Below are 20,057 nucleotides of genomic sequence, written 5' to 3' on the forward strand. Positions count from 1 at the left end.
GGCTCCGCCATTCTTAGATGCCTAAACCGAACTTTTCTCTGCCGATCGCTTTTGCCGGGCTGCGGCTGCAGCTTCGCGAGCCGCCTTGAGTGTGTCCATGACCGCGACAGGATCATCCTCATCGAGGGGATCTGCCGCCATGGCAGCCAGCGCCTGGTACTGCTCCTCGCGTCGCTGAGCTCGATAGGTCAGCAACTCGTGGAGAAGAATTCGACGATGGGTACCAGCCCTGTCGAACGGGATCTTGCCCTCATCGAGCAGCTTGATGACCGTGGGTCTGCTCACGCCTAGAAGGTCCGCAGCCTGTTGGGTGGTCAGCGTCTGCGTTTGAGGAACTACGGTCACAGCAAGGTTCTCGCGCATTGCCTCGACCACCTGGCGTAGGACCTGATAGACGTGGGCTGGGAGCTCGACATGATCGTCCGGATCAGGACCGGCGAGGAGGCACCGGGGTTCGGGCTGATCCATACCTGCCCGCTCGCGAGCAGCGAGGAAGTCGTAGACGCGACCCACATCACCTTCGTCGTCGGGTAGATAGGTCTCTTGCTTGAGCGCCACCGTAGCCATCGCTTCTCTCCTTAAACGCAACTTTCGTATGATGGTTGCGCTTGCTGCGTTTAGCGCCTAGCCTTTTTGGTGAGATGATCGATACTCGTCAAAAAGTGAAGCACTGGTGCTACCGTAGCGGTTGTGAATGAAGATTCGGAGGGTACTGCTATGGCGGATCGGGGCGCTTCCGTGCTGAACATTGACGTGGAGGAGGAGCGCGAGCTTGCCCGCTCGTTGGTGGAGGCGTTGACCGAGGCGCATGAGGATCTGGCAGCAGCTCAAACCGTTTCTAAGCAGCCAGGTGCCGGCGTCTACGCCCTGATCTGGCGGTCGTTGTGGCTGTCGTTGGGCGCCCGGTTGGGTGCCCGATTCGACGTCCAGCGGATCAAGCTCAGACGAGCCCCCTATGACGTGTTCGTCATCGGTGATGCGCTGCTCTTCCCATGGCGCCCTCCCGGCGGCCACGAACCGTCTGAGGTGTCTTTCGGGACGTCTCCTACGCGGCAGGGTCTCTGGTCGGTCTCACTCTCCCAAGACCTCCTTAACTTCGAGCCGTCGTCCCCGCCGGAGGCTGTTGATGCAGAGGTGGAGGAGGCGTTCGGTCAGGCTTCCGAGCGGCACCTCCGTGTGGTCTTGGTGGCGATGACCTCCAGTGCCGAGCGGCTTCGGCGGATCGAGTGGGGCGAGGTTTCGCTGGTCGACGGCATGGTCAATTGGTTGAGCCACGAGGTCTTGTTCGACGACGTTGCATCAACGAAGTTGATCGCCGTCGGCTCGGCCGACTTCCACCACGGCACCCCGCCAGCTCCACGCATCGCTCTCCGCGCGGCCGTGAATGAACGTGTCGGCCCGTGACGGGGGATTTCCAGCGCAGCCTCTTCAGTGAATCTGAGGAAGCGGCCGCGGATGTCGTCACCTTGTTCGAGCCTGCACGGCTTACCCAGGCGCGGGTTTTGGCCGGCATGACGAAGAAGGAGCTGGCCGCAGCCGTGGGGGTATCGCCAACGGCGGTCAGCCAGTACGAGAGCGGTCTGACGCATCCTCGGCCCCGTCTGCTCCTGGACCTCGCGCGTGTGCTGGGTCACGACGTGAGGTTCTTTGCTGGCGGCAGACCGCTCGCCCGGGTCGACACCGGTGACGCCCATTTTCGGAGCTTGCGATCGTTACGGGCGGCCGACAGAGACCGTGCCTTGGCCACTGCCGAGCAGGTATGGGAACTGGTCTGCGCGCTCGAGCGGCACGTGCATCTGCCCGAGGTGAACCTGCCCTCGGATGTGTCTGACGCTACGCCGCGTGCCGCTGCCCAGGCCGTCAGAAAGCATTGGCGCCTTCCCCGAGGGCCTGTCAAGCATCTCGTTGCGACGATGGAACTCAATGGTGTTGTGGTTGTGCTCTCCCATGAGGACAGCGGCATCGATCGGGTCGATGCCTTCTCCACTGTCATCGCTGATCGTCCCATCGTGATTTCCACCCCCCGCCGGTCCAACGACGTGTACCGCCATCGATTCACTTGCGCACACGAGCTGGGGCACCTGGTCCTGCACCAGGGCCAGCCGGCCGAAAACATTGCCGCTGAAAGGCAGGCAGACGAGTTTGCCGCAGAGTTTCTCACGCCCGAGGGGGCGATGCGATCGCTGCTCCCCTCGCGAATGGATCTTGCGGCCCTCAGCCGTCTCGCGCAAACCTGGGGTGTCTCGCCCGACTCTCTGATCCGTCGGATGAGTGAGTTGCGGATGGTTTCCGATGTCACCATCCGCCGGGCGTACGTGCGGTTGAACGCAGTACGTGAGCTTGCGGGCACTAGTCCCATTCACCGCTATGAGGGTGAGGTGCCGACGATGCTGCGTCGGGCGATCGCATTGACCCAACGGGTCGGAGTGGGCCCCCGCGAACTGGCCGCGGAACTCCGCTGGCAGCCTGACCGCATCCACGACCTGATTGGTGGGGGGGACACCCGCCCGAAGCTCACCTTGGCCTGACCCTGCTCGGCATTGACGCCAGCCAGACGGTTGATTCCAACGTGGACGGCTCTGGTCGGGAGGAACTCGCCCGGGCAGGCGTCCGTGCATTCGCGTGACCCACCTGCCCGGGTCCAGCAGTTACCTGTAGCAGCGGGCGACGCCGTTCCAGTAGCCTCCGCGCCAGCCGAGGCTGCGGCAGACGGTGTCCCACGTATACCAGGTGTCGACCCGTACGGGAACGAACTTGTTGTCGTACATGACCCACCACTGGCAGGTCACGCCTCCACTGGAGCCGACCGCGGTTATGTACCAAGACGACCCGGCCCAGGAAGGTATCGGCTTCCGGTTGTAACACCACTGGTAGTGCTCGACCACGTTGCCGGTGATCTCCGGGACGGCGGCGGCCTTGGAAGCCGGCAGCAGGGCCGCCGCGATCGCCAGGACCAGCGTGGCGATCACCGCCAACAGGCGGCGCCGCGCCCGCGTCGGTTCGGTACCGATGTTCTGCATGTTGTACTCCTTTGCTGACTCGCGCCGCCGTCGGTTCGGCAGCTCCACACGAGCCCATGTCTCGTTGTAGAGGTCGCCGTCGTTGACCTCTGCAAGTTGTGGAGTACTGGAGAATTGCGTAGAGAACTGAGCGTGAAAAGGGGGACCGATGGGGCGTCCGGAACGGCGGATCGACCCTGCGGCTGACCCTGTCCAGGCGCTGGCTCAAGACCTGCGACAGCTTCGTCGATCAGCGGGGGTGTCTACCTACGAGGAGCTCGCGTCCCGGACGCAGGCCACGTCGACCCCGCGACAGGCCAAGGCGCTCAGCGCTGCCGCTGCAGGTCATCGCTGCCCGTCGTGGAACACCCTCGAGGCATACGTTCTGGCTTGCGGTGGACGGCCGAGAGAGTGGCAGGGGCGGTATGACAGGGCCCGCGCTTGGAGGCCTACTGCGACCCCACCTGAGCTTCAGAGCGGACCGAGGATGCCACCGACGCCGCCCATCCCTCACTAGAACATGCATCGGAGCCGGCAGACGACTTGCTCGAGCAGGTAGCAGTCGAAGGTGCGTATCCGGATCAGCGGAGGGGCGGTCCATTCAGGCTCGACGCCCGACTGGTCAGATGGGTAGTAGGTGGGGTACTGGCCGCTCTGCTGATTTCAGCGACGCTGTACGGCGCCGTGGTCGGGTTTCCGCGCACCGTTCGGGGAACGGTGACCTGTGTCGATGGAGAAGATGTCGTAGGCATCTGGGTCAAGGCTGGCACCGATGAGTCGGGGTTCGCCAGATGGGTGAGGGCCGGCTCGCCTTCCACAGCCTCTTTCGAGCGCGATCTGCCTCGACGACTGGACTGGACCGTCAGCGTCGGTTGCGGAGGGACGACGCGCGATTGGACGTACGAGCTCAGAAGCGCTGACTTCACGTCGTCAAGGCAGCAAGACTGGCAGTGCATGTCGGTACGCGGACCCGACTACGGCTGCCGCCCCGTTTGACTCTGGGCTGAGCTGTTTGAGTGACACAGAGTCGACCGGAATCGTTCGTTCTGGGACTCTCCACCCGTCGTCAGCGAAGGCGTTGAGCAGAGGTTTCGGTGACGAGTTCGGTGACCCGGTCTACTCAACGAGATCGTGCAGGAGCTTCAAGCAGCCGGCGAAGGCACCAGCACCAGCAAAGACTGCCACTGAAACAATCCCACCAGTCATGATCATGAGTGTGGTGGCTGCACCGCCGATGAGTAGAGCCACCAGGATCAGCACCAAAGATCGAAGCGAGAGCAGCGGCTTTGGGTGAGCGGGTTGTGGTTGAGTGCTCATGACGCACTGCCCTGATCGGATGGAGTCCTGCTCCGCTTGCTTTTGGCGCTGAGAGCCTTGCGGGCCCCAGCGGAGAAGTCCCCCAGCAGACGGTACTGCCGCTGCTCGATCCAGCCGGTTTCTGATCGCTGGTTCTTGGTCCAACCCTGGCCGTAGTCGAGGATCCCGTGGTTGGCAAGCTCGCGGAGGCCGCGTTCAGTGCTGTCAGGTGAGATGCCATACCAAGCGGGTCCCCGTTCGGCTGGCAGCACAAAACCATCAGGTCGGCTAAGTGCCACAAGCAGCAAGGCCTTCGCTGGCAAGCTGAGCTTCTTGTACCAGCCCTTGGTCCAGTAGGAGTAGGGCAGCTGCAACCACGTCTCACCTTGATCGTGCGGATGATCGTAGGGTTGTCCGCTGCCGTCTTCTCGGAGCAGAGTGATCGAGGAGATGCGACCCGATCGGGACCGCTTGACGAGACCTCGGTCTTCCAGTCGGCCCATCACCTTTGAGACGGCACTGCGTGCGGATGCAGGCTCGGCATCGCTGCCGAGATCGAGAGCACGGACATAGGTGCCCGAGGGGTAGTCGCAGTTCCATGGCTTCGCGCTAGCTAGAGCGTGCACGATGAGGTAGGCATCAAGCCCTCGCTGATCGTGAGCAGACACGAACGTTGCGAGCGGTCCTGGGATCGTGGTCTTCCCTCGCCCACTCTGGAGGAAGGTCTTGCGGATAGGGAGAGATTCTCGCTTGGACTGGGTCAAGAGATCCTCGATGGTCTCCTGCTGTGTCAGAGCGGGAGGCGGTTGAGGGGTGGTGTGAGTCACCGTTCGTACCCCGCTCTCAGTAGTCGTTGTTACACGCACCATTGTGACGCCTTGGGGGGCACTGAGATAACGTATGTGCCAGCTTTGACTTGCCGCGGCAGCCCCCTCTATCTGACTCCCGTGTGAAATCCCCGAACGACCGTGCAAGACCCAAGTGACGACCGGATGGCCCACATGCCCACGCCGCGGCCGATCCACGGTCTTGTGGCGGGAGAGCGGTGGATCTTCGACGCGCGATAACTCGCCGATTCATCGGCCTACAGTCCCAACTTGGCCTACAGCCCGAGTGCCGTTGCGGCGTTGTCGTCCCAGGCGGTGTCGACGCGGATGTAGGTCCCGACCGTGTGCAGCGATCGGTGCCGGGTCTGGTGGGCGATCGCGCGGTCGGAAGCGCCGCGGGCGTGGGCGTAGGTGACGAAGCCGGCTCGGAGGCTGTGGGCGGAGTAGCCGCCAGCCTGGGCCTCGTCGACCAGCCCGGCGCGGACGACCGCGGCCTGGACCACGGTGTTGACGACGCCGGCGGTGAGCCGGCGCTCGAGGGCGCGGTTGCCTTTGCTGACGGCCCGGAACAGAGGCCCATCGGTGATGTGCGCCGCCTCGAGCCAGGTTTGCAGGGCGGCGACGGGGCAGCGTCGGGGGAGTGTGCCGCGGGGGAGGACCACGAGTTCGTCGACGTCGCCGCGCTGGTTGGTCTTGGACCGGCTCAGCTGGATCACCATGCCGTTGGGGTGCTCGGCCAGGTCTGCGACGTCGAGGCCGACGAGTTCGCTACGGCGGAGGGCGGCGACGAACCCGACCAGGATCAGGGCTCGGTCGCGGAGGCCGGCCAGGTGCGGTTCCTTGGGTCGGTTCGGTGTTTTCCAGGTCTTGGTGGTGGGGCAGGCGTCGAGGACGTCCCACAACTGCGGCGGCATGAGGGGGGCGGCCTGCTCGGGTCGGGTGTTGTGGGTGCGGCGGATGCCTTCCCAGACGGCGACGACGCGGGCGTTCTCGGTGGGGTCGGGCAGGTCGCGGAGCCGGTGGGCGAACCGGATTGCCGAGAGGCGGCGGCTCATGGTGCCGACCTTGGCGCCGTGGCCGGCCAGGGTGGTCAGGTAGGCCGAGATTGCCGCGGCGGCCGCGGGGAGAGGCTCGTGGTCGTGCTCTGCGCACCAGCTGGAGAACTCGGTCCAGTCCGAGCGGTAGCCGCGCAGCGTGTTTGCTGCCCGGGCGGCCTGCACGTATCCGGCCTCAGCGGCAGAAAGAGGCGCATCGCCGAGGAGCTCAGCTGCGTCTGTGCTCGCCGTCATGAGGTCGCGTGGCCCATCACTAGTCACCGCCGGCCGCGATTCTCCAGGTAGCGGACCATCGCGTCGGCGACGGAGAACCCCATGTCGTCTCCCCACTGGTCCAACAACGTGTAGACGGGCAGCAGTGGGTCTTCGGTGCAGTGCTCGGTGTAACGGGTCGTAGTGCGCTTTCCGAGGATCGAGTGCCTGGTCCGCTCCTCGCCTCTACGGGTAACGACACGTCGTCCCGTCGGGGAGAGCCAGAAATGGAAGTGGCCCCATCCGAGGTCGTATGCCTTCCCAGCAGGGGTCCTGCCAACTTCGCTTGGAGAAGATGACGCGGGGATGGTTCGCTTGCCCGAGCCGAGAACGTCTCGGACCATGTCGGTGACCACCTCGTAGGTGATGTCGTAGACCGTGGACTCGGGTGCCAGGCCAAGTTTGTGAGTTCGGCGGAGGAAGTCGTCAGCGAGCTGCTTCCCGAGGTCGAGCTCCGCGGCGGCTTGGCGTGCCTCCTCCGCTACCTGCTGCTGTCGAGAGTGCTCGGCCTCGTCGCGGCGGCGGTACGCGTCGTCGAGTGCACCCATGCGTGCAGCGTAACGAATCGCCCTCTATTACTCATGATTCTGTTCATTATCGCGGATAATACAGAACGAATTGCATCCGGTGAGAAGACTCTGACTCTGATGATAAGTGGCGCTGACTAGGCGCTCGTTCCGCCCAACCGAGGTGTAGCGGCAGCTGATGCTGTCAACGGTCTTCCGCAACCTTGCTCTGACCTGGCACGATGCTGCCACTCTCATCAGATGATTGATTCTCTCATCTGATGCGACACCTGGGAGGTGAGAGTGAGTGGGTCATGGCGCGGTCCCGGCTCGGCGCCGTCGCTGTTCGTGGCCGGCGTCGCGCCGCTGCTGCGAGCCGACGAGCAGGTCTTCGAGGCCATGCTGGAGGGCTGGTCAGAACAGCAGCGCTCGCGTGGCCTCCGCACGGAGACCATTGACGGCCGCCTGCTGTCCGTACGCCGATTTCAGCGGTTCACCGCCGAGTGGCCGTGGTCGTGGCGGCCTGTGGACCTGGAGGAGTTCACGTCCGAGCTTCGGGGTGATCGCAAGAGCCTGGCTACGGTGCGCAGCTATCAGGGCGCCTTGCGCCAGTTCCTGGACTTCGTTGCCGATCCCCGATACGAGTGGTCGACGGTGTGTGACCGCCTGTTCGCCACCCACCCAACTCAGATCTGCTTCGAGTGGAACACCGTCGTGCACGTGGCGGACTATGAGGGAAGACCCGCCAGAAGGTCGCTGACACCGGTGGAGCTGCAACGACTGTTCGACCACGCCGACGAGCAGGTCGCGGCCGCGCGGACCGCCGGACGGAAGGGCTGGCTGGCGGCCCTGCGAGACTCGGCCGCGTTGAAGGTCGCCTACGCCTGGGGCCTCCGACGCCGTGAGCTAGTGATGCTCGAGCTGGCCGACATCGGCAGCAACCCGAAGGCACCGGAGTTCGGCACCTACGGAGTCCTCTACATCCGCTGGGGCAAAGCCAGCCGTGGCGGCGCCCCTCGTCGCCGCAGCGTGCTGACGGTCTTCCCCTGGTCGGTGCGGGTGCTGCAGCAGTGGGTCACCGAGTACCGTGATCTGTTCGACCATGCCCAGCAGACCGGATGGTTGTGGCCCACCGAACGGTCCAGCCGCCTCAGCGAGGTCGCACTGAGCGCGCGGTTCAGCCGTTACCGTGATGAGCTCGACCTGCCTGTCGAGCTGAGTCTGCATTCGCTTCGGCACTCCTACGTCACCCACCTGATCGAGGCGGGCTACGACCCGCTGTTCGTGCAGCAGCAGGTCGGCCACTCCTACGCCTCGACCACGGCGCTCTACACATCGGTGTCGGCCAACTACCGGTCCCAGACCCTGCGAACGATGCTGGACAAGACGATCGCCGACGCCCGAGCCCGGACCGGCCCGAAGGAGACCTGATGGCCCGCAAGATCAACTTCCACTGGAACCTCCGGCAGCTGATGGCCGCCCACGACCTGTGGAAGACCACCGACCTGATCCCCCTTCTGGCCGAGCGCGGGGTGAGTCTGTCGCCCGCGCAGATCTACCGACTGGTGGGTGACAAGCCGGACCGGCTGTCGATGAAGACGTTGGCCGCGTTGTGCGACATCTTGTCCTGCACCCCCGCTGACCTGATCGACCCCTACGTCGAGTCCAGCGGTCGAAGGCTCGCCGCCGGTGAGACGAACGTAATCGACGTCCGTCCCGACTACCGACCCGAACGCGCCCGCATCGTCGACGACGAATGAGCCCCCGCAAGCAACGCGCCCGAAAGGTTCCGGCCGACCCCGACCGTTGGCCACCGTGCGTACGCTGCGGCCAGGCCTACCGCGACGCCTCAGCCTGGCCCGAAGGCCGGGTGTGCTGCTACTGCAAACGCGCCGCCCAGCAACGCGAAGGCACCTGTGCTCGCTGCGGCCACCACGGCGTCGTGCCCGGCCTGATCGACGACCAACCAGCCTGCGTCCAGTGCAGCAGCGTCCCGGTCGACGTCCGCTGCCGGCGATGCGGACAAGAGGCGCCGATGGGCTTCGCCGTCACCTGCTGGCGCTGCCAGCTCCAGGCCCAGCTGACCGCTCTCCTGGCCGACCCTGACGGCGTCATCCGGCCGGCCTTGCAGCCGTTCGTGGACGCTCTCCTCGGGCTGCCGCAGCCCCGGATCGCCTACGTCTGGATCCGCCGCAACACCGCCGTTCAGACCACCCTCCGCCGGCTCGGCACCGGCGAGGCGCCGCTCGACCACGCCACCTTCGACCAGCTGCCCGGACGCACCACCGAGTACCTCCGTGGGCTGCTGGTCGAGCACGGCTGCCTACCTGGCCGGGACCGCTACCTCGCCGCATTCGAGAACTGGCTGCCGACCAAGCTCGACCGGATCCCCGATCCTGGTGCCCGTCGCCACATCGACGCGTTCGCCCGCTGGCATCTGCTCCGCCAGCTCCGCGACCGGGCCAAGCGTGAACCCATCCCTGCCGGCGCGTTCCTCAACGCCAAGCAGTCCACCACCGTCGCGATCAACTTCCTCAACTGGCTGACAGGCCGCGGCCGCCAACTGGAGACCGTCACCCAGGCCGATGTCGACGCCTGGTACGCGAACGGGCCCAGCACCCGACACCACGCCTCCCGGTTCCTCGGCTGGGCTCAAGAACAACACCTCATCCGGATCGATCAGCCGCGGCTCACGCACAACGCCGGGCCGATCATGACCGAAAGTGAACGACTCGACCAGCTCAACCGACTGCTCCACGACCGCACCCTGCCGGCCACACCAAGACTGATCGGGCTGCTGGTCTTGATGTTCGGGCAACCGTTGTCGCGAGTTGTCCGTCTCCCCCGCGACGCCGTGGCCGTCGCCGACGGCCAGACCAGCCTGCGGCTTGGTCGTCACGCGCTCGACCTTCCTCCCGAGGTTGAGGCAGTCGTTCACGATCACCTGGCGCACATCACCGACCACCGGAACGAAGCCGGGCACCTTGAGCCGCGGTGGCTGTTCCCTGGCCTGCAGCCCGGCCAGCCCCTTCACGTGTTCAGCGCCGCCGGCATGCTGAAAGAGATCGGAGTATCCGCCCGTGCAGCCCGCAACACCGCCTGGCAGCAGATGGTCCAGCAAGCACCCGCAGCGATCCTCGCCGACGGACTCGGCGCGCAACGCGGCACCGCCGCCCGTCATGCCAAGCTCGCCGGCGCCGACTACGCCAGCTACCCCGGCGCCGCCGGTCGCAACATCGCGAAGACGGTCGAGTCACCGTAAGGGGACCGCTCACAGAAACATCCATCGCGAGACATCTCAGGCTCGGACTATCACAGGGCCTCGAGAGCTAGGTACCGCTCTCGAGTTACTTGCCTGGGCCATCCACGGTGTAGCTCCCAGACTCGCTGGGAGTCCACTGCGCACCACGCGATCGCAGCGAGGCGACGGCAGCGATAGCCATTGACATTGCCTCCGGGTCGTCGGGCAAGACGCGAGCTCCTGCGCCGAATGCGCCGCGACCTGGAAGCCCGTGCGTCACGCGCCTGTACCGAGCTCCGCCGCTCGTCACGTCGCTCGTCTGTGCGCTTATCCACGATCCTCTCGTCAGCGACCCAGGGCTGATCAAGAACAAATAGGAAAAGGTGCCGCCTTCTTCGGGCTGACGGAGGTCGATTGCCCATGCTTCGTCGACGCGCGTAAACCAGTCGGTAGTGTGACTTTCGAACCGGAGGGTCTTCTTTATGCGGCTCTTCACGACGACAAAGATCGGCACTTTGCGAATGCCGTGCTTGACCAGCTCCGACACCAGGATGAGATGCCACTCTGGGAGTGGTGGGATCAGGTCAGGCTCTCCGGCTCTCCGTCGTCTCGCGGCGTCAATCTCCTGCGCATGATGAACCTCCTCCTCGAACCCCACACGGCGACTTTATGGTCCCAAGCTGCCACCCGCAGCCGTTCGCGAGATCAAGTCCACGGGAGGCTCTCTCACGGTGGGCCGTAGGGCGTCCCCTCAGCGCACGCTCTGAGGCGCCGGATCTGGTGATGTGCGACGTGGCGGCATCACAGGCCGTTGGCGCGGGTGCCGGTGCCAGCCTCAGGGCCGTCCGCAAGCGGACCCCTGTACGCGCGGGCCTAGCTGGCAGTGACAGTGAGGTTGGCGAAGAAGGCTTCGGTGCCGATGTCGACGAACAGGCCGATGTCGCCGCTTGGATGGCTACCCAGGGGGCGGTCGACTGTGAGGGCGTAGCTGTCGTTCACGGTCGCGGTCATCGTGTCGGCCGTGACGCTGAGCTTGAGCGTGATCCACTCTTCTGGGCCGATGTCGAGGCCGGCCTCGTAGCGACCGTCTGGATAGGTCTCCCGCAGGCGGTCGAATGGCCAGTCGGGGTAGGAGAAGTACTGGATCGCTCGTTGGTCGCGCGGCGGCGGCGGGTCGGTCTTCAGGCCGTTCAGCGGCCGGAGGTAGACGCTCTCGAACGCGTCCCTCTGCTTGTTGATGCGGTAGGCGAGTCCTGCGAAGGCGCGCGCGTCGGCAGGTCCTTTGCCGTTCAACCGGCTCCACACGTCAACTGAGAGGGTGCCGGTCGTGAAGCCACCCGGCACGACGAGGAAGGTCGGCTGGTCGACGTAGTCGACGCCGGGCTGACCGTGGAAGGTGACGTCGTCCGGCAGCTCAACCCGAACGCATGGGCGTCCCTCAATGGCGGCCGGTCGGGCGGTCACCCGATGGGGCCGAGCTCCGTCGGGCAGGTCGGCGAGGCTGTGGTGAATGGTGATCATGGGAGGTCCTTCCACAAGGTCAGGGGGGTTGTTAGTCGGGAGGTCACAGCAGGACGACGCCCTTGCCTCCGACGGTCCCGGCCTCCATGTCGCGGTGGGCCTGGACGATGTCGTCGAGCCGGTAGACCCGGCCCAGCGGGATCGTGGCCCGGCCGGCGGCGACGGCGTCGAGGAAGGCCTGCAGCACAGGCGGTGTGAGGTCGGCCGCTTCACCGGAATACGCCGTCAGCCGGACGCCGTTCGGCAGCCAGTCCATCGGGTAGAACTCCGGGACCGTCCACTGGTCCGACAGCATCCCGGTGAAGCACACCGTCCCGCCGGACCTCATCGACCGCAAGGTGTCGCGCAGCGTGTTCACCCCGACCAGCTCGACCGCGCCGTCGACGCCATCCGGGACGATCTCACGGACCCGGTCGGCCAGGTCGCCGCGATCGATAAGCACGTGATCGACGCCGAGTCCTTCCAGCTGGGCCCTCGCCTGTTCGCGTCGGGTCGTCGACAGCACCGTCATTCCCTGCTGCTTGGCCAGCACGGCGACCGCCAGGCCGATCGAGGACGTGCCGCCGCGGACGAGGAGGGTGTCGCCGGGCTCCGCGCGGACGCCGACGGCCAGCGAGCCGTACGCCGTCTGCAGCATCTCGGGCACCGCGCCGAGCTGCTCCCACGGAAGGTCGCTGCAAAACGAAATGACCTGGCCGGCAGGGACGACGACCTGCTCGGCGTAGCCGCCGTCGAAGGCCCGTCCCATTCCTCCCATCATCGTCATGACCTGCGTCCCCGGCTCGAACTCTCTACCGGGGGCTGACTCGACGACTCCGGTGGCTTCAATACCCGGCACCCGAGGGAACGACCCGCTCGACGCGGCGCCCGAGCGGAAGTGCAGCTCTGAACGATTCAGGCCGAACGCCTTCACTCGGACCAGCACCTCCCCCACCTCTGGCTGGGGCGCGGGCACGTCGCGGATCTCCAGCACCTCCGGTGGACCGGGCCGGTCGATCACAACAGCACGCATCCCGCCGGTCATGCCGCACTCCTGGCCACTGCACCGGACGCCAGCCGGGCACGGAGCCGCTCCAGTACCGCCACCACCTGCTCGACGTCCTCATCACCGACCGCTTGGTCAAGAGCCTCCTGTGCCACCGCCATCCCGTCGGCCAGCGAACGCTGCCCCCAGGGAGTTAGACGAACCAGGGACGACCGCCGGTTGGCGGGGTTCGGCTGGCGTTCCGCCAGGCCATCACGCTCGAGCCGGTCCACCAGCTTGCTCGCCGCCCCGACCGTGATCCCGACGTCCTCGCTGACTTCCTGCACCCGCGCCTGACCCTCGTGGGCGTCGAGCACTCGCAGTGCATGCAGATGTCCGAGCCGGACCATCCCTCGGGCAGCCAGCACTTCGTCGACAGCGTTCCACAGCGCGATCTCGTACCCCACCACGACGTCAAAGAACTTCACGTGCGGTGAACCTCATGAGAGAGAAGGTTATTCCAAGGCATCAACTCCGGCCCACGTCGGTGTCCCGCAAGCCGTCCGCTCAGCGAGGCTGATCGTCGCCCCAAGAGGACCCTCAGCGGCGATCCAGGCCTGTCGGGCCTGCTTGACTGTCGACATGCTGACGGAGATCAATCTCGTGGTCGAGGACTTGGCGGTGAGTCGCAGCTTCTACACGGCAATGGGCTGGACGCTGCGGTCGATCACCTTTCCTGGTAGCGATGAACCTCAGGCGTGGCTAACGACCAGCGGTCCAGCTCCGGTGACTCTGCACAGCCGATCCTTCGCTAGCTGGTGGGACTCATCTCAGCCGGAGTCTGCACCCGGATCGATAACCTTGGATCTGACCTTTGACGATCCGAGTGAGGCTGCCCAATTCTTGGGGGCCGTCCAGAGATCGGGCGGCGCCGTTGTGGCCGAGTCGCGACCGATGCCCTGGGGGCAGACCTACGCGATCGTCACCGATCCAGACGGCTACCGGTGGGGAGTCAAGGCGCCGACAACGTAAGCCGGTACCACGGGGCGGCCACTCCGCCCGCCGAGATCATAAAGAGACCGCTCAGCGAGGCAGATCGTCGCCGTAGGAGGACCTCGATCGAGAACGCGGGCGATGGATCGCGGTATCATCGCTCAGCGGCGGCCGCCAGGTCGAGATCTTTTCGCGTCAGGACCGATCTGAGCTCGATTCCGAAGTCTGCCAGCGGCGTCACTCCGATTGGGCTGCGGTCGATGGCGCAGATGGCGACCTCGACTGCTGCGCCCAGCCCGCGAAGGGCTAGCGCGGCGTCTCGGACTGCGCCGCCGGTTGTGATGACGTCTTCGATCAGGACGACGGTCTTGCCGTGGACGTCACCGCCTTCGGCGAGTTTGCACGTGCCGTAGGTTTTGGCTTGCTTGCGCACGAACAACGCTGGCCGGTCGGTGATGGCGCTGACGACGGTGACGATCGGTACGCCACCCAGTTCAAGCCCGCCCAGAAGGTCTGCGTCCTCGGGAAGTAGAGGGACCATCGCCTGGGCGACTCGGTGCAGCAGGGCTGGCTGAGTCTCAAACAGATATTTGTCGAAGTACTCCCTCGCGATCTGTCCCGAGCGGAGCTCGAACTCGCCGATTAGCCGACAAGCCTGGTCAATGTCCTTGGCTAGATCCTGACGCTCGCTCACGCACTCATCTTCTACCGCCCACCTGGCATGTGTGCCAAGCGCCTCAATCTCGGGACGTACTTCAATGGTCGTAGGACGTCCGTCGACTGAGTGCGATTGCCAATCGCTCGAAGGGCGTCGTCCGCTACTGTCCGCGCTGGAGCAGGTTCGAGACCTCGGAGGACGTCCGGATGTCACCGAAGGAGCGGTAGACGACGGTGAATGTTGCACTTCGGGTGGCGAAATCGCCGCCGACGTTGAGGTCGGCCACCATGACGACCCGGTAGCCCAGCGTCGAGGCGTCGCGCACCGATGATTCGCAGCACACGTTGGTGACGGTCCCGGTGATCAAAACCGTGTCGATCCCGCGTGCCATGAGTTGGAGGTGCAGGTCGCACCGTCCGGGGAAGAACGCACTGGACGCTGTCTTCTCCACGACGAGGTCGTCGGTATCGATGTCGAAGCCGGACCAGATCCGGCCACGGGCTTCGCCGGATCCGCCCGATCCTGCGTAAAGGGCGGCCACGTCGGGTCCGTAGAAGCCGATGGCGTGCGATGTCGGCTCGCCGAGCGACGGCACGACCCAAGCCACTGTGCCGCCAAGGTGTCTCAGCTGAGCCGCGAGGTGGCCGATACCTTCGGCCGCAGTGAGGCAGGGCGGGTTGGCGTCGACGAAGAACGGCACCATGTCGACCACGACCAGCGCTGTCGTGCGTGGCGTGAGCTGCTGGTAGGCGTGGCGGCGGCCGCGCCGCGATTCCATCCGCGCATACTCGCGCGGCGCGATCACCCAGTCCGCCCCGGAGTTGGCACCGGTTGCCTGAGCCGCGCTCGGGTCGCGTTCCCTCATCATCTCCTGCGTTGTCGCTGAATCCACGGCGCTAGTCCACCAGAGTCATTACCGTCGAGCGACGACGGCCAGCCGCGTTGAGTGAACGACCGACTTGTGGGACATGAGAGATGATCTTGGAGGCGCGGTCTACAGGCTGGTTCTGTCCAGGGATCTTGGATCGTCGACGGGTATGTGGTGGTTGTAGATCGCAGTTTCTCTGGCGCGGGCTCGCCACGGTCGGGCGTACTGCAACGCACCCGTCAAGGCCGGGTCGTCACGGTCAAGTTCGCCGATCAACGGAAGGCGTTCATGCTCGGTTGTGCCCAGCGATGAGCCATCGGGAGCGATGAGTTCTGAGGCGAACAGGTCTCGTCGCTGAGCGACCGAGCAGACCGCGATCCAGTAGGTATTGATGGCAGCGAGGGCGGCGGCCTTGGTCCGAAAGATCGAATCAACGGGGTAGGTCGGTAGCAGCAGGCAGTCGACGCCGAGGTCGGCGTACTCGCTGAACAAGTGCGGGAAGTTGATCTCGACGCAGGTGGCAACACCGAAGCGGTACCCGTCGAGGTCGAACACGGTGGGTTGCGAGCCGGGCGTGTACCAGTGGCTGACCTCGGTGTTGGAGCAGAATCGTTTGTCGTAGCGGTCGACGATCCTGCCCTGGTCGGAGATGACGTACATGCTGTTATGCGGCCAGCGCGGTGGTGTGAGGCGATGCGCGGAACCCAGGACCGTCCACAGACCTAGCTCACGGGACAGCTCACACGTCAGCTTGAGCTCGTCGCGCACGAGCGCCCAGTTGACGTCGTCCCAGCCAGGAACCTGTTCTTTGGCGTAGCCGGACAGGTGGCCCTCGGGGAACACGATCAGACGAGCATTCTGGGTCGCGGCTTTTCGCATCAGCTGGCGTGCGACCCGACCATTCTCCTGAGGGTTCGACGTTGCAGGTGGCTGAGTGATCGCGATCCGGAGCGGCATGGTGGTGATCCTTGCCGACGCTGCCGACACAGGCCTGCTACGGCGGGCGCGGCGCGTTTTGTTCGTCGCCATTGAGCGTCCGTCCACCGACAACGCGCCCACTGAGCAGAAGCGCATCGACCAGACGCTCAGATGGATTCTCGTAAGACCCGCACGGGAAAATGCCCGGTCAAAGGGGTTCATGTGAGAATGGGTTTTCGTGACGCAACTCCTGATCGGCTACGCGCGAGTCTCCACCGTCAATCAGGACCTTGCATCCCAGCGGGCCGGCCTTGCTGCTCTCGGCGTCGAGGAGAAGCGGGTCTACGTCGACCACGGCCTGACCGGCACGAACCGTGAACGACCCGGACTTCGCGAAGCTCTCGCCGCCTGCCGGGAAGGCGACACTCTGGTCGTCACGAAACTCGACCGGCTCGCCCGCTCGGTGCCAGACGCCCGCGACATCGTCGACGAACTCACCAACCGTGGCGTCCGGCTCAACGTCGGCGGCTCGGTTCACGACCCCACCGATCCGATCGGCCGGCTGTTGTTCACTGTGCTGTCGATGATCGCCGAGTTCTCTGTTATCTGGACACGCCGTGATGCTTGCCTCCCCGATGTGAGGGCTGCTGCCTGATGCAGTGAGCACCGGCGAAGGGAGCCGGTGTGCGGGTGGCCAAGGACTTCGAGGATGGGGTCGTTCGGCGGGTGAGGGTGCTCGACGGCGCCGGTGATGTGGTGGTTCCGGTGGACCGGTTCCTGTCGCACTTGATCGATTCCAATTACAGCCCGAACACGGTCTGCGCCTACGCCTACGACCTGCGCCACCTGGCGGTGTTCCTCGATGAGCGTGGGCTTGAATGGAACGACTTCCGCCCGCCGACGTCGTTGGAGTTTCTGGCGTATTTGCGGCGGGTGCCGTCCCGCCGGCCGGCGCAGCGCCTCGGTTTGACGGTCGCCGCCGTGCAGGGAAGGTTGCTGTCGGCGGCAACGGTGCAGCGAGTATTGGCGGCGACTTCGAGCTTCTTCGAGTGGGCGATCGCGGCCGAGCAGTACACGGCGGGAGAGAATCCGATGCAGCGCCGGGTCGATCATGCGCTGGGCAAGGTGCCGGATCGACATCAACCGTTCGTCGGCGCGGCGAGCCGACAGCAGCCGGTACGCCGCACGGTGCGGGTGCGGCTTCCGCTGCGACTGCCACGGCCGATGGCGGACCAGGACGTCGATGCACTGCTGGCCAGCATCACGAGCTTGCGGGACTTGGCGATCTACTTGCTGATGCTCGATGGCGGACTACGTCCGGGGGAGGTGCTCTGCCTCAAACTGCCCGACGTCTCCTACGGTCGCCGGCGTGTCACGATCCGCAAGAGCGACGACCATCCGCGGGGTGCCCGGGCGAAGGGCCGGCATGAGCGGGTTGTGGATCTGCACGAGCCGCGCACTCTGGATGCGGTCAACCGGTACGTGTTGCACGAACGTCCGATCGATACCGAGAGCCCGTTCGTGTTCCTGGTCGGCGGCCGCGGAACGCGCCGGTGTGAGCCGTTGAGCTATCCGGCGCTCGCCCGGGGCTTCGCTCGCCGGCTGGACCGGTTGGGCATCCGCACGCCAGAGACGACGCCGCACGCCTTGCGGCACACGCACGCGACGGCGATGTGGGAAGGCGGGATGCGGGAGTTGGCGCTGCAGAAGCGGCTCGGGCATGCCTCGCCGGAATCGATCAGGATCTACACCCGGGTCTCGGATGAGCAGGTACTCGCCGACTACGACCACGCACTTCGGGACCGGCCATGATCACGTCGCAACCAATCAGGCTTGCGCGGGTGCCGGCACGGGCCGTGGTCCGCCGCGTGCACGCCGACCGAGCGACCTACAAGGCCTGGATCGATCAGCACTGTGGCAGCTACGCGGTGCGCTGGGCCAGGCTGGACGATTACGACCGGTTCGTCGACCGGTGGCCCTTGTTGCAGGACTGGTTCGACGCGCCCCTGCGGCTGCGGCTGCTGGACAAGGAGAATGCTGTCCGCGGGCAACAGCCGCACGGCGGTGCGAGTGTGATCATGCCTTACCTGAGCTACCTGTCGTTGGTCCACGGCGTCGGTCTGGACTATCCGGTGCTGCTGGCTCGGACGTTCACCAGCCCGTTCAAGCACCAGGCCCGGCACGGCGGGCTTGGAGTAGACGCGGACCTGTTCGACCGACACGTTGTTCGGTTGACTGAGCTCGGCTACACCACGGCCCGCACCCAGTTGGTGTGGACGCTCGGGCGGATGCTGTTGCACCGCGGCGATCCGGACCTGACCGCGCTGAGCGTAGAGGACCTCGAAGGTCTGCGCGCTGCGATCAATACCTTCACCGCCCGCTTGCGCCTGGATCCGCTGCGAGAGTTCTACTCCCGCGCACCGGTCGAGCGGCCGCCTGAGGTGACGGCCGACGGCTACCTGCGTTCGGCGATCGCTCGTCTGCACGCGGTGCACGTGCTGCTTTTCGATCTGGGCCAAGTCGACCAAGAACCCAGCGGACGAGTCACCGCCGGCGGCTGGATGGACCAGCTCGCCCCGTCCGATGCGCCTCCGAGGATCCGGGCCGTCCTCGAGCGCTACCTGCGTCTGCACCTGGACGCCAACCTCGACCGGCCGCAGACCGTGCGCCATGCCCGGGATGCGCTGCGCCGGCTGGTGACCTGGATGGCCCAAGCCCATCCGGAGATGACCAGCCTTGCCGACCTGCATCGCGAGCACGCTGAGGCGTTCCTTCGCTGGCTCGGCACGCGGACCAATCAGCAGACAGGCGCACCGTTGAGCGTCAGCTACCGGCGATCCGTGGTCACGCTGATCACCCGGTTCGTGACCGAGACCGCCGCCTGGAACTGGGACGACGTGCCGGCCCGGGTGTTGTTCACCCGAGCAGACATCCCGAAGATCAACAAGCCGCTGCCCCGCTTCATCCCCGACCACGAGCTCGCCGCCTTGATGACCGCCGTGGACCAGCTGACTAACCCCTTCCAGCGGGCGGCGCTGATCGTGGCCCGTTGGAGCGGCGCGCGCCGCGACGAGATCCGCCGACTCGCCGTCGACTGCCTCGACACCTACCCTGACGGGCACCCGCGGCTGCGGATCCCGGTCGGCAAGGGATACACAGAACGCAGCATCCCTCTACATCCCCAGGCCGCTAACGCGCTGCAACCTCTGATCGACCTGGCCCGACAACAACGCAGCCGCCGACGCTACGACTCCAGCGCAGGACGGGAGGTCCAACACATCTTCATGATGCGCGGGAAGCTGCTATCCAAGTCGCTGCTGTTCGACATGGCCCTCGCCGAAGCCTGCACCGCGGCCGGGTTGGTCGACTCGGCCGGCAAAGCGACGATCACCGCGCACCGGTTCCGACACACCATCGGCACCCAGCTCGCCGAAGGCGGAGCCCGGATCCAGACCATCATGGCCGTCCTCGGCCACACGACGCCCAACATGTCGATCATCTACGCGACCCTGTCCGACCCGACCGTCAAGCAGCAGTACCACGACGCCCTCGATCGACATCTCGGGCCCGAAGTCAACCTTGCCGGGCCGGCCGCCGACGCCCTCCGTGAGCACCGCCTCGACCCCGAAGCGGTGTCCTGGCTGCAGACCAACTTCCTCAAGACCGAACTCGAACTCGGCCACTGCCTCCGCACCCCCGCCGAGGGACCCTGTGAGTGCGACCTGATGCTCACCTGCTCGAAGTTCCTCACCACCAGCGACTACGCACCCAGGTTGCGCTCGCGCCTGGAGGTCGAGCAGCAGCTCATCGACGACGCTACCGCCCGCGACTGGCCACGCGAGATCGAGCGACACGAAGCAACCAAACGGCGCCTAACGCAGCTCCTCCTCGACCTCGGCTGACACCTGCCGCCTTGTTGATATGCCGGCGAACGCCGGAGCCAATCCGTGCCAACATGG

22 protein-coding genes are annotated in these 20,057 nt (G+C 65.6%); 9 read left to right on the forward strand and 13 right to left on the reverse strand.

All coding sequences use genetic code 11. The annotated features are described in order from the left end of the window. Window positions 1-21: 21 nt before the first annotated feature. Window positions 22-567: a helix-turn-helix domain-containing protein gene (locus ABD714_RS13380; RefSeq protein WP_344812875.1), complete on the reverse strand. Its 546-nt coding sequence runs from the start codon at window positions 565-567 to the stop codon at window positions 22-24. A gap of 150 nt (window positions 568-717) precedes the next feature. On the opposite strand from ABD714_RS13380, the gene ABD714_RS13385 reads away from it, so the two are divergent. Together ABD714_RS13385 and ABD714_RS13390 are read left to right on the forward strand one after the other, a co-directional pair. Beyond that, complete coding sequence (locus ABD714_RS13385) at window positions 718-1,404, forward strand: hypothetical protein (protein WP_344812876.1); 687 nt, start codon at window positions 718-720, stop codon at window positions 1,402-1,404. Next, entirely contained in the window at window positions 1,401-2,528 is a 1,128-nt protein-coding gene (locus ABD714_RS13390) for an XRE family transcriptional regulator (protein WP_344812877.1), read from the forward strand. Before ABD714_RS13385 ends, ABD714_RS13390 begins: the two co-directional genes overlap by 4 nt. 120 nt (window positions 2,529-2,648) lie before the next feature. Here ABD714_RS13390 and ABD714_RS13395 read toward each other — a convergent pair whose 3' ends face one another. The 5 genes from ABD714_RS13395 to ABD714_RS13415 form a co-directional block, all read right to left on the reverse strand. Then, entirely contained in the window at window positions 2,649-3,020 is a 372-nt protein-coding gene (locus tag ABD714_RS13395; RefSeq protein WP_344812878.1) for a hypothetical protein, read from the reverse strand. Between the two features lie 1,095 nt (window positions 3,021-4,115). Then, window positions 4,116-4,316 (reverse strand): hypothetical protein, encoded by a 201-nt coding sequence (locus ABD714_RS13400; RefSeq protein WP_344812879.1) that lies wholly within the window; start codon window positions 4,314-4,316, stop codon window positions 4,116-4,118. Further along, window positions 4,313-5,059: a hypothetical protein gene (locus ABD714_RS13405; RefSeq protein ID WP_344812880.1), complete on the reverse strand. Its 747-nt coding sequence runs from the start codon at window positions 5,057-5,059 to the stop codon at window positions 4,313-4,315. Before ABD714_RS13405 ends, ABD714_RS13400 begins: the two co-directional genes overlap by 4 nt. A 338-nt stretch (window positions 5,060-5,397) precedes the next feature. Then, window positions 5,398-6,342 (reverse strand): site-specific integrase, encoded by a 945-nt coding sequence (locus ABD714_RS13410; RefSeq protein WP_344812881.1) that lies wholly within the window; start codon window positions 6,340-6,342, stop codon window positions 5,398-5,400. Window positions 6,343-6,434: 92 nt separating this feature from the next. Beyond that, window positions 6,435-6,977: a hypothetical protein gene (locus ABD714_RS13415; RefSeq protein WP_344812882.1), complete on the reverse strand. Its 543-nt coding sequence runs from the start codon at window positions 6,975-6,977 to the stop codon at window positions 6,435-6,437. Between the two features lie 261 nt (window positions 6,978-7,238). On the opposite strand from ABD714_RS13415, the gene ABD714_RS13420 reads away from it, so the two are divergent. The 3 genes from ABD714_RS13420 to ABD714_RS13430 all read left to right on the forward strand — a co-directional run bounded on the left by ABD714_RS13420 (window position 7,239) and on the right by ABD714_RS13430 (window position 10,197). Beyond that, window positions 7,239-8,366: a tyrosine-type recombinase/integrase gene (locus tag ABD714_RS13420; protein WP_344812883.1), complete on the forward strand. Its 1,128-nt coding sequence runs from the start codon at window positions 7,239-7,241 to the stop codon at window positions 8,364-8,366. Further along, complete coding sequence (locus ABD714_RS13425) at window positions 8,366-8,695, forward strand: helix-turn-helix domain-containing protein (protein ID WP_344812884.1); 330 nt, start codon at window positions 8,366-8,368, stop codon at window positions 8,693-8,695. The genes ABD714_RS13420 and ABD714_RS13425 overlap by 1 nt, the downstream gene beginning before the upstream one ends. A 275-nt stretch (window positions 8,696-8,970) precedes the next feature. Beyond that, window positions 8,971-10,197: a hypothetical protein gene (locus tag ABD714_RS13430; RefSeq protein ID WP_344812885.1), complete on the forward strand. Its 1,227-nt coding sequence runs from the start codon at window positions 8,971-8,973 to the stop codon at window positions 10,195-10,197. Between the two features lie 85 nt (window positions 10,198-10,282). Here ABD714_RS13430 and ABD714_RS13435 read toward each other — a convergent pair whose 3' ends face one another. From ABD714_RS13435 to ABD714_RS13450, 4 genes are all read right to left on the reverse strand, one after another. After that, a complete protein-coding gene (locus tag ABD714_RS13435) occupies window positions 10,283-10,834 on the reverse strand; it encodes a hypothetical protein (RefSeq protein WP_344812886.1) in 552 nt (183 codons plus the stop codon). A 215-nt stretch (window positions 10,835-11,049) separates the two neighbouring features. Then, on the reverse strand, window positions 11,050-11,697 hold the full coding sequence (locus ABD714_RS13440; RefSeq protein WP_344812887.1) for a hypothetical protein: 648 nt from the start codon (window positions 11,695-11,697) through the stop codon (window positions 11,050-11,052). A gap of 43 nt (window positions 11,698-11,740) precedes the next feature. Beyond that, on the reverse strand, window positions 11,741-12,721 hold the full coding sequence (locus ABD714_RS13445; protein WP_344812888.1) for a zinc-binding alcohol dehydrogenase family protein: 981 nt from the start codon (window positions 12,719-12,721) through the stop codon (window positions 11,741-11,743). Next, window positions 12,718-13,131: a MarR family winged helix-turn-helix transcriptional regulator gene (locus tag ABD714_RS13450; RefSeq protein WP_344812889.1), complete on the reverse strand. Its 414-nt coding sequence runs from the start codon at window positions 13,129-13,131 to the stop codon at window positions 12,718-12,720. Before ABD714_RS13450 ends, ABD714_RS13445 begins: the two co-directional genes overlap by 4 nt. 172 nt (window positions 13,132-13,303) lie before the next feature. On the opposite strand from ABD714_RS13450, the gene ABD714_RS13455 reads away from it, so the two are divergent. Further along, window positions 13,304-13,693 (forward strand): VOC family protein, encoded by a 390-nt coding sequence (locus tag ABD714_RS13455; RefSeq protein ID WP_344812890.1) that lies wholly within the window; start codon window positions 13,304-13,306, stop codon window positions 13,691-13,693. A gap of 115 nt (window positions 13,694-13,808) precedes the next feature. Here the strand turns inward: ABD714_RS13455 and pyrE are convergent, their stop codons facing one another. From pyrE to ABD714_RS13470, 3 genes are all read right to left on the reverse strand, one after another. Beyond that, on the reverse strand, window positions 13,809-14,348 hold the full coding sequence (gene pyrE, locus ABD714_RS13460; protein WP_344812891.1) for an orotate phosphoribosyltransferase: 540 nt from the start codon (window positions 14,346-14,348) through the stop codon (window positions 13,809-13,811). 124 nt (window positions 14,349-14,472) lie between these two features. Next, window positions 14,473-15,204 carry a cysteine hydrolase family protein gene (locus ABD714_RS13465; RefSeq protein ID WP_344812892.1) on the reverse strand — a complete coding sequence of 244 codons (732 nt, stop codon included), beginning with the start codon at window positions 15,202-15,204 and terminating at the stop codon, window positions 14,473-14,475. Window positions 15,205-15,306: 102 nt separating this feature from the next. Further along, entirely contained in the window at window positions 15,307-16,137 is an 831-nt protein-coding gene (locus ABD714_RS13470) for a carbon-nitrogen hydrolase family protein (RefSeq protein WP_344812893.1), read from the reverse strand. Between the two features lie 199 nt (window positions 16,138-16,336). Here ABD714_RS13470 and ABD714_RS13475 point away from each other — a divergent pair, with 199 nt between their 5' ends. The 3 genes from ABD714_RS13475 to ABD714_RS13485 are packed head-to-tail and all read left to right on the forward strand — an operon-like array spanning window position 16,337 to window position 20,000. Next, a complete protein-coding gene (locus ABD714_RS13475) occupies window positions 16,337-16,753 on the forward strand; it encodes a recombinase family protein (RefSeq protein ID WP_344812894.1) in 417 nt (138 codons plus the stop codon). Between the two features lie 29 nt (window positions 16,754-16,782). Continuing rightward, complete coding sequence (locus tag ABD714_RS13480; protein WP_344812895.1) at window positions 16,783-17,910, forward strand: tyrosine-type recombinase/integrase; 1,128 nt, start codon at window positions 16,783-16,785, stop codon at window positions 17,908-17,910. Then, complete coding sequence (locus ABD714_RS13485; RefSeq protein WP_344812896.1) at window positions 17,907-20,000, forward strand: tyrosine-type recombinase/integrase; 2,094 nt, start codon at window positions 17,907-17,909, stop codon at window positions 19,998-20,000. The genes ABD714_RS13480 and ABD714_RS13485 overlap by 4 nt, the downstream gene beginning before the upstream one ends. Window positions 20,001-20,057 lie beyond the last annotated feature (57 nt).

The sequence above is a fragment of the Microlunatus aurantiacus genome, from assembly GCF_039536605.1.
Classification (GTDB): domain Bacteria; phylum Actinomycetota; class Actinomycetes; order Propionibacteriales; family Propionibacteriaceae; genus Microlunatus; species Microlunatus aurantiacus.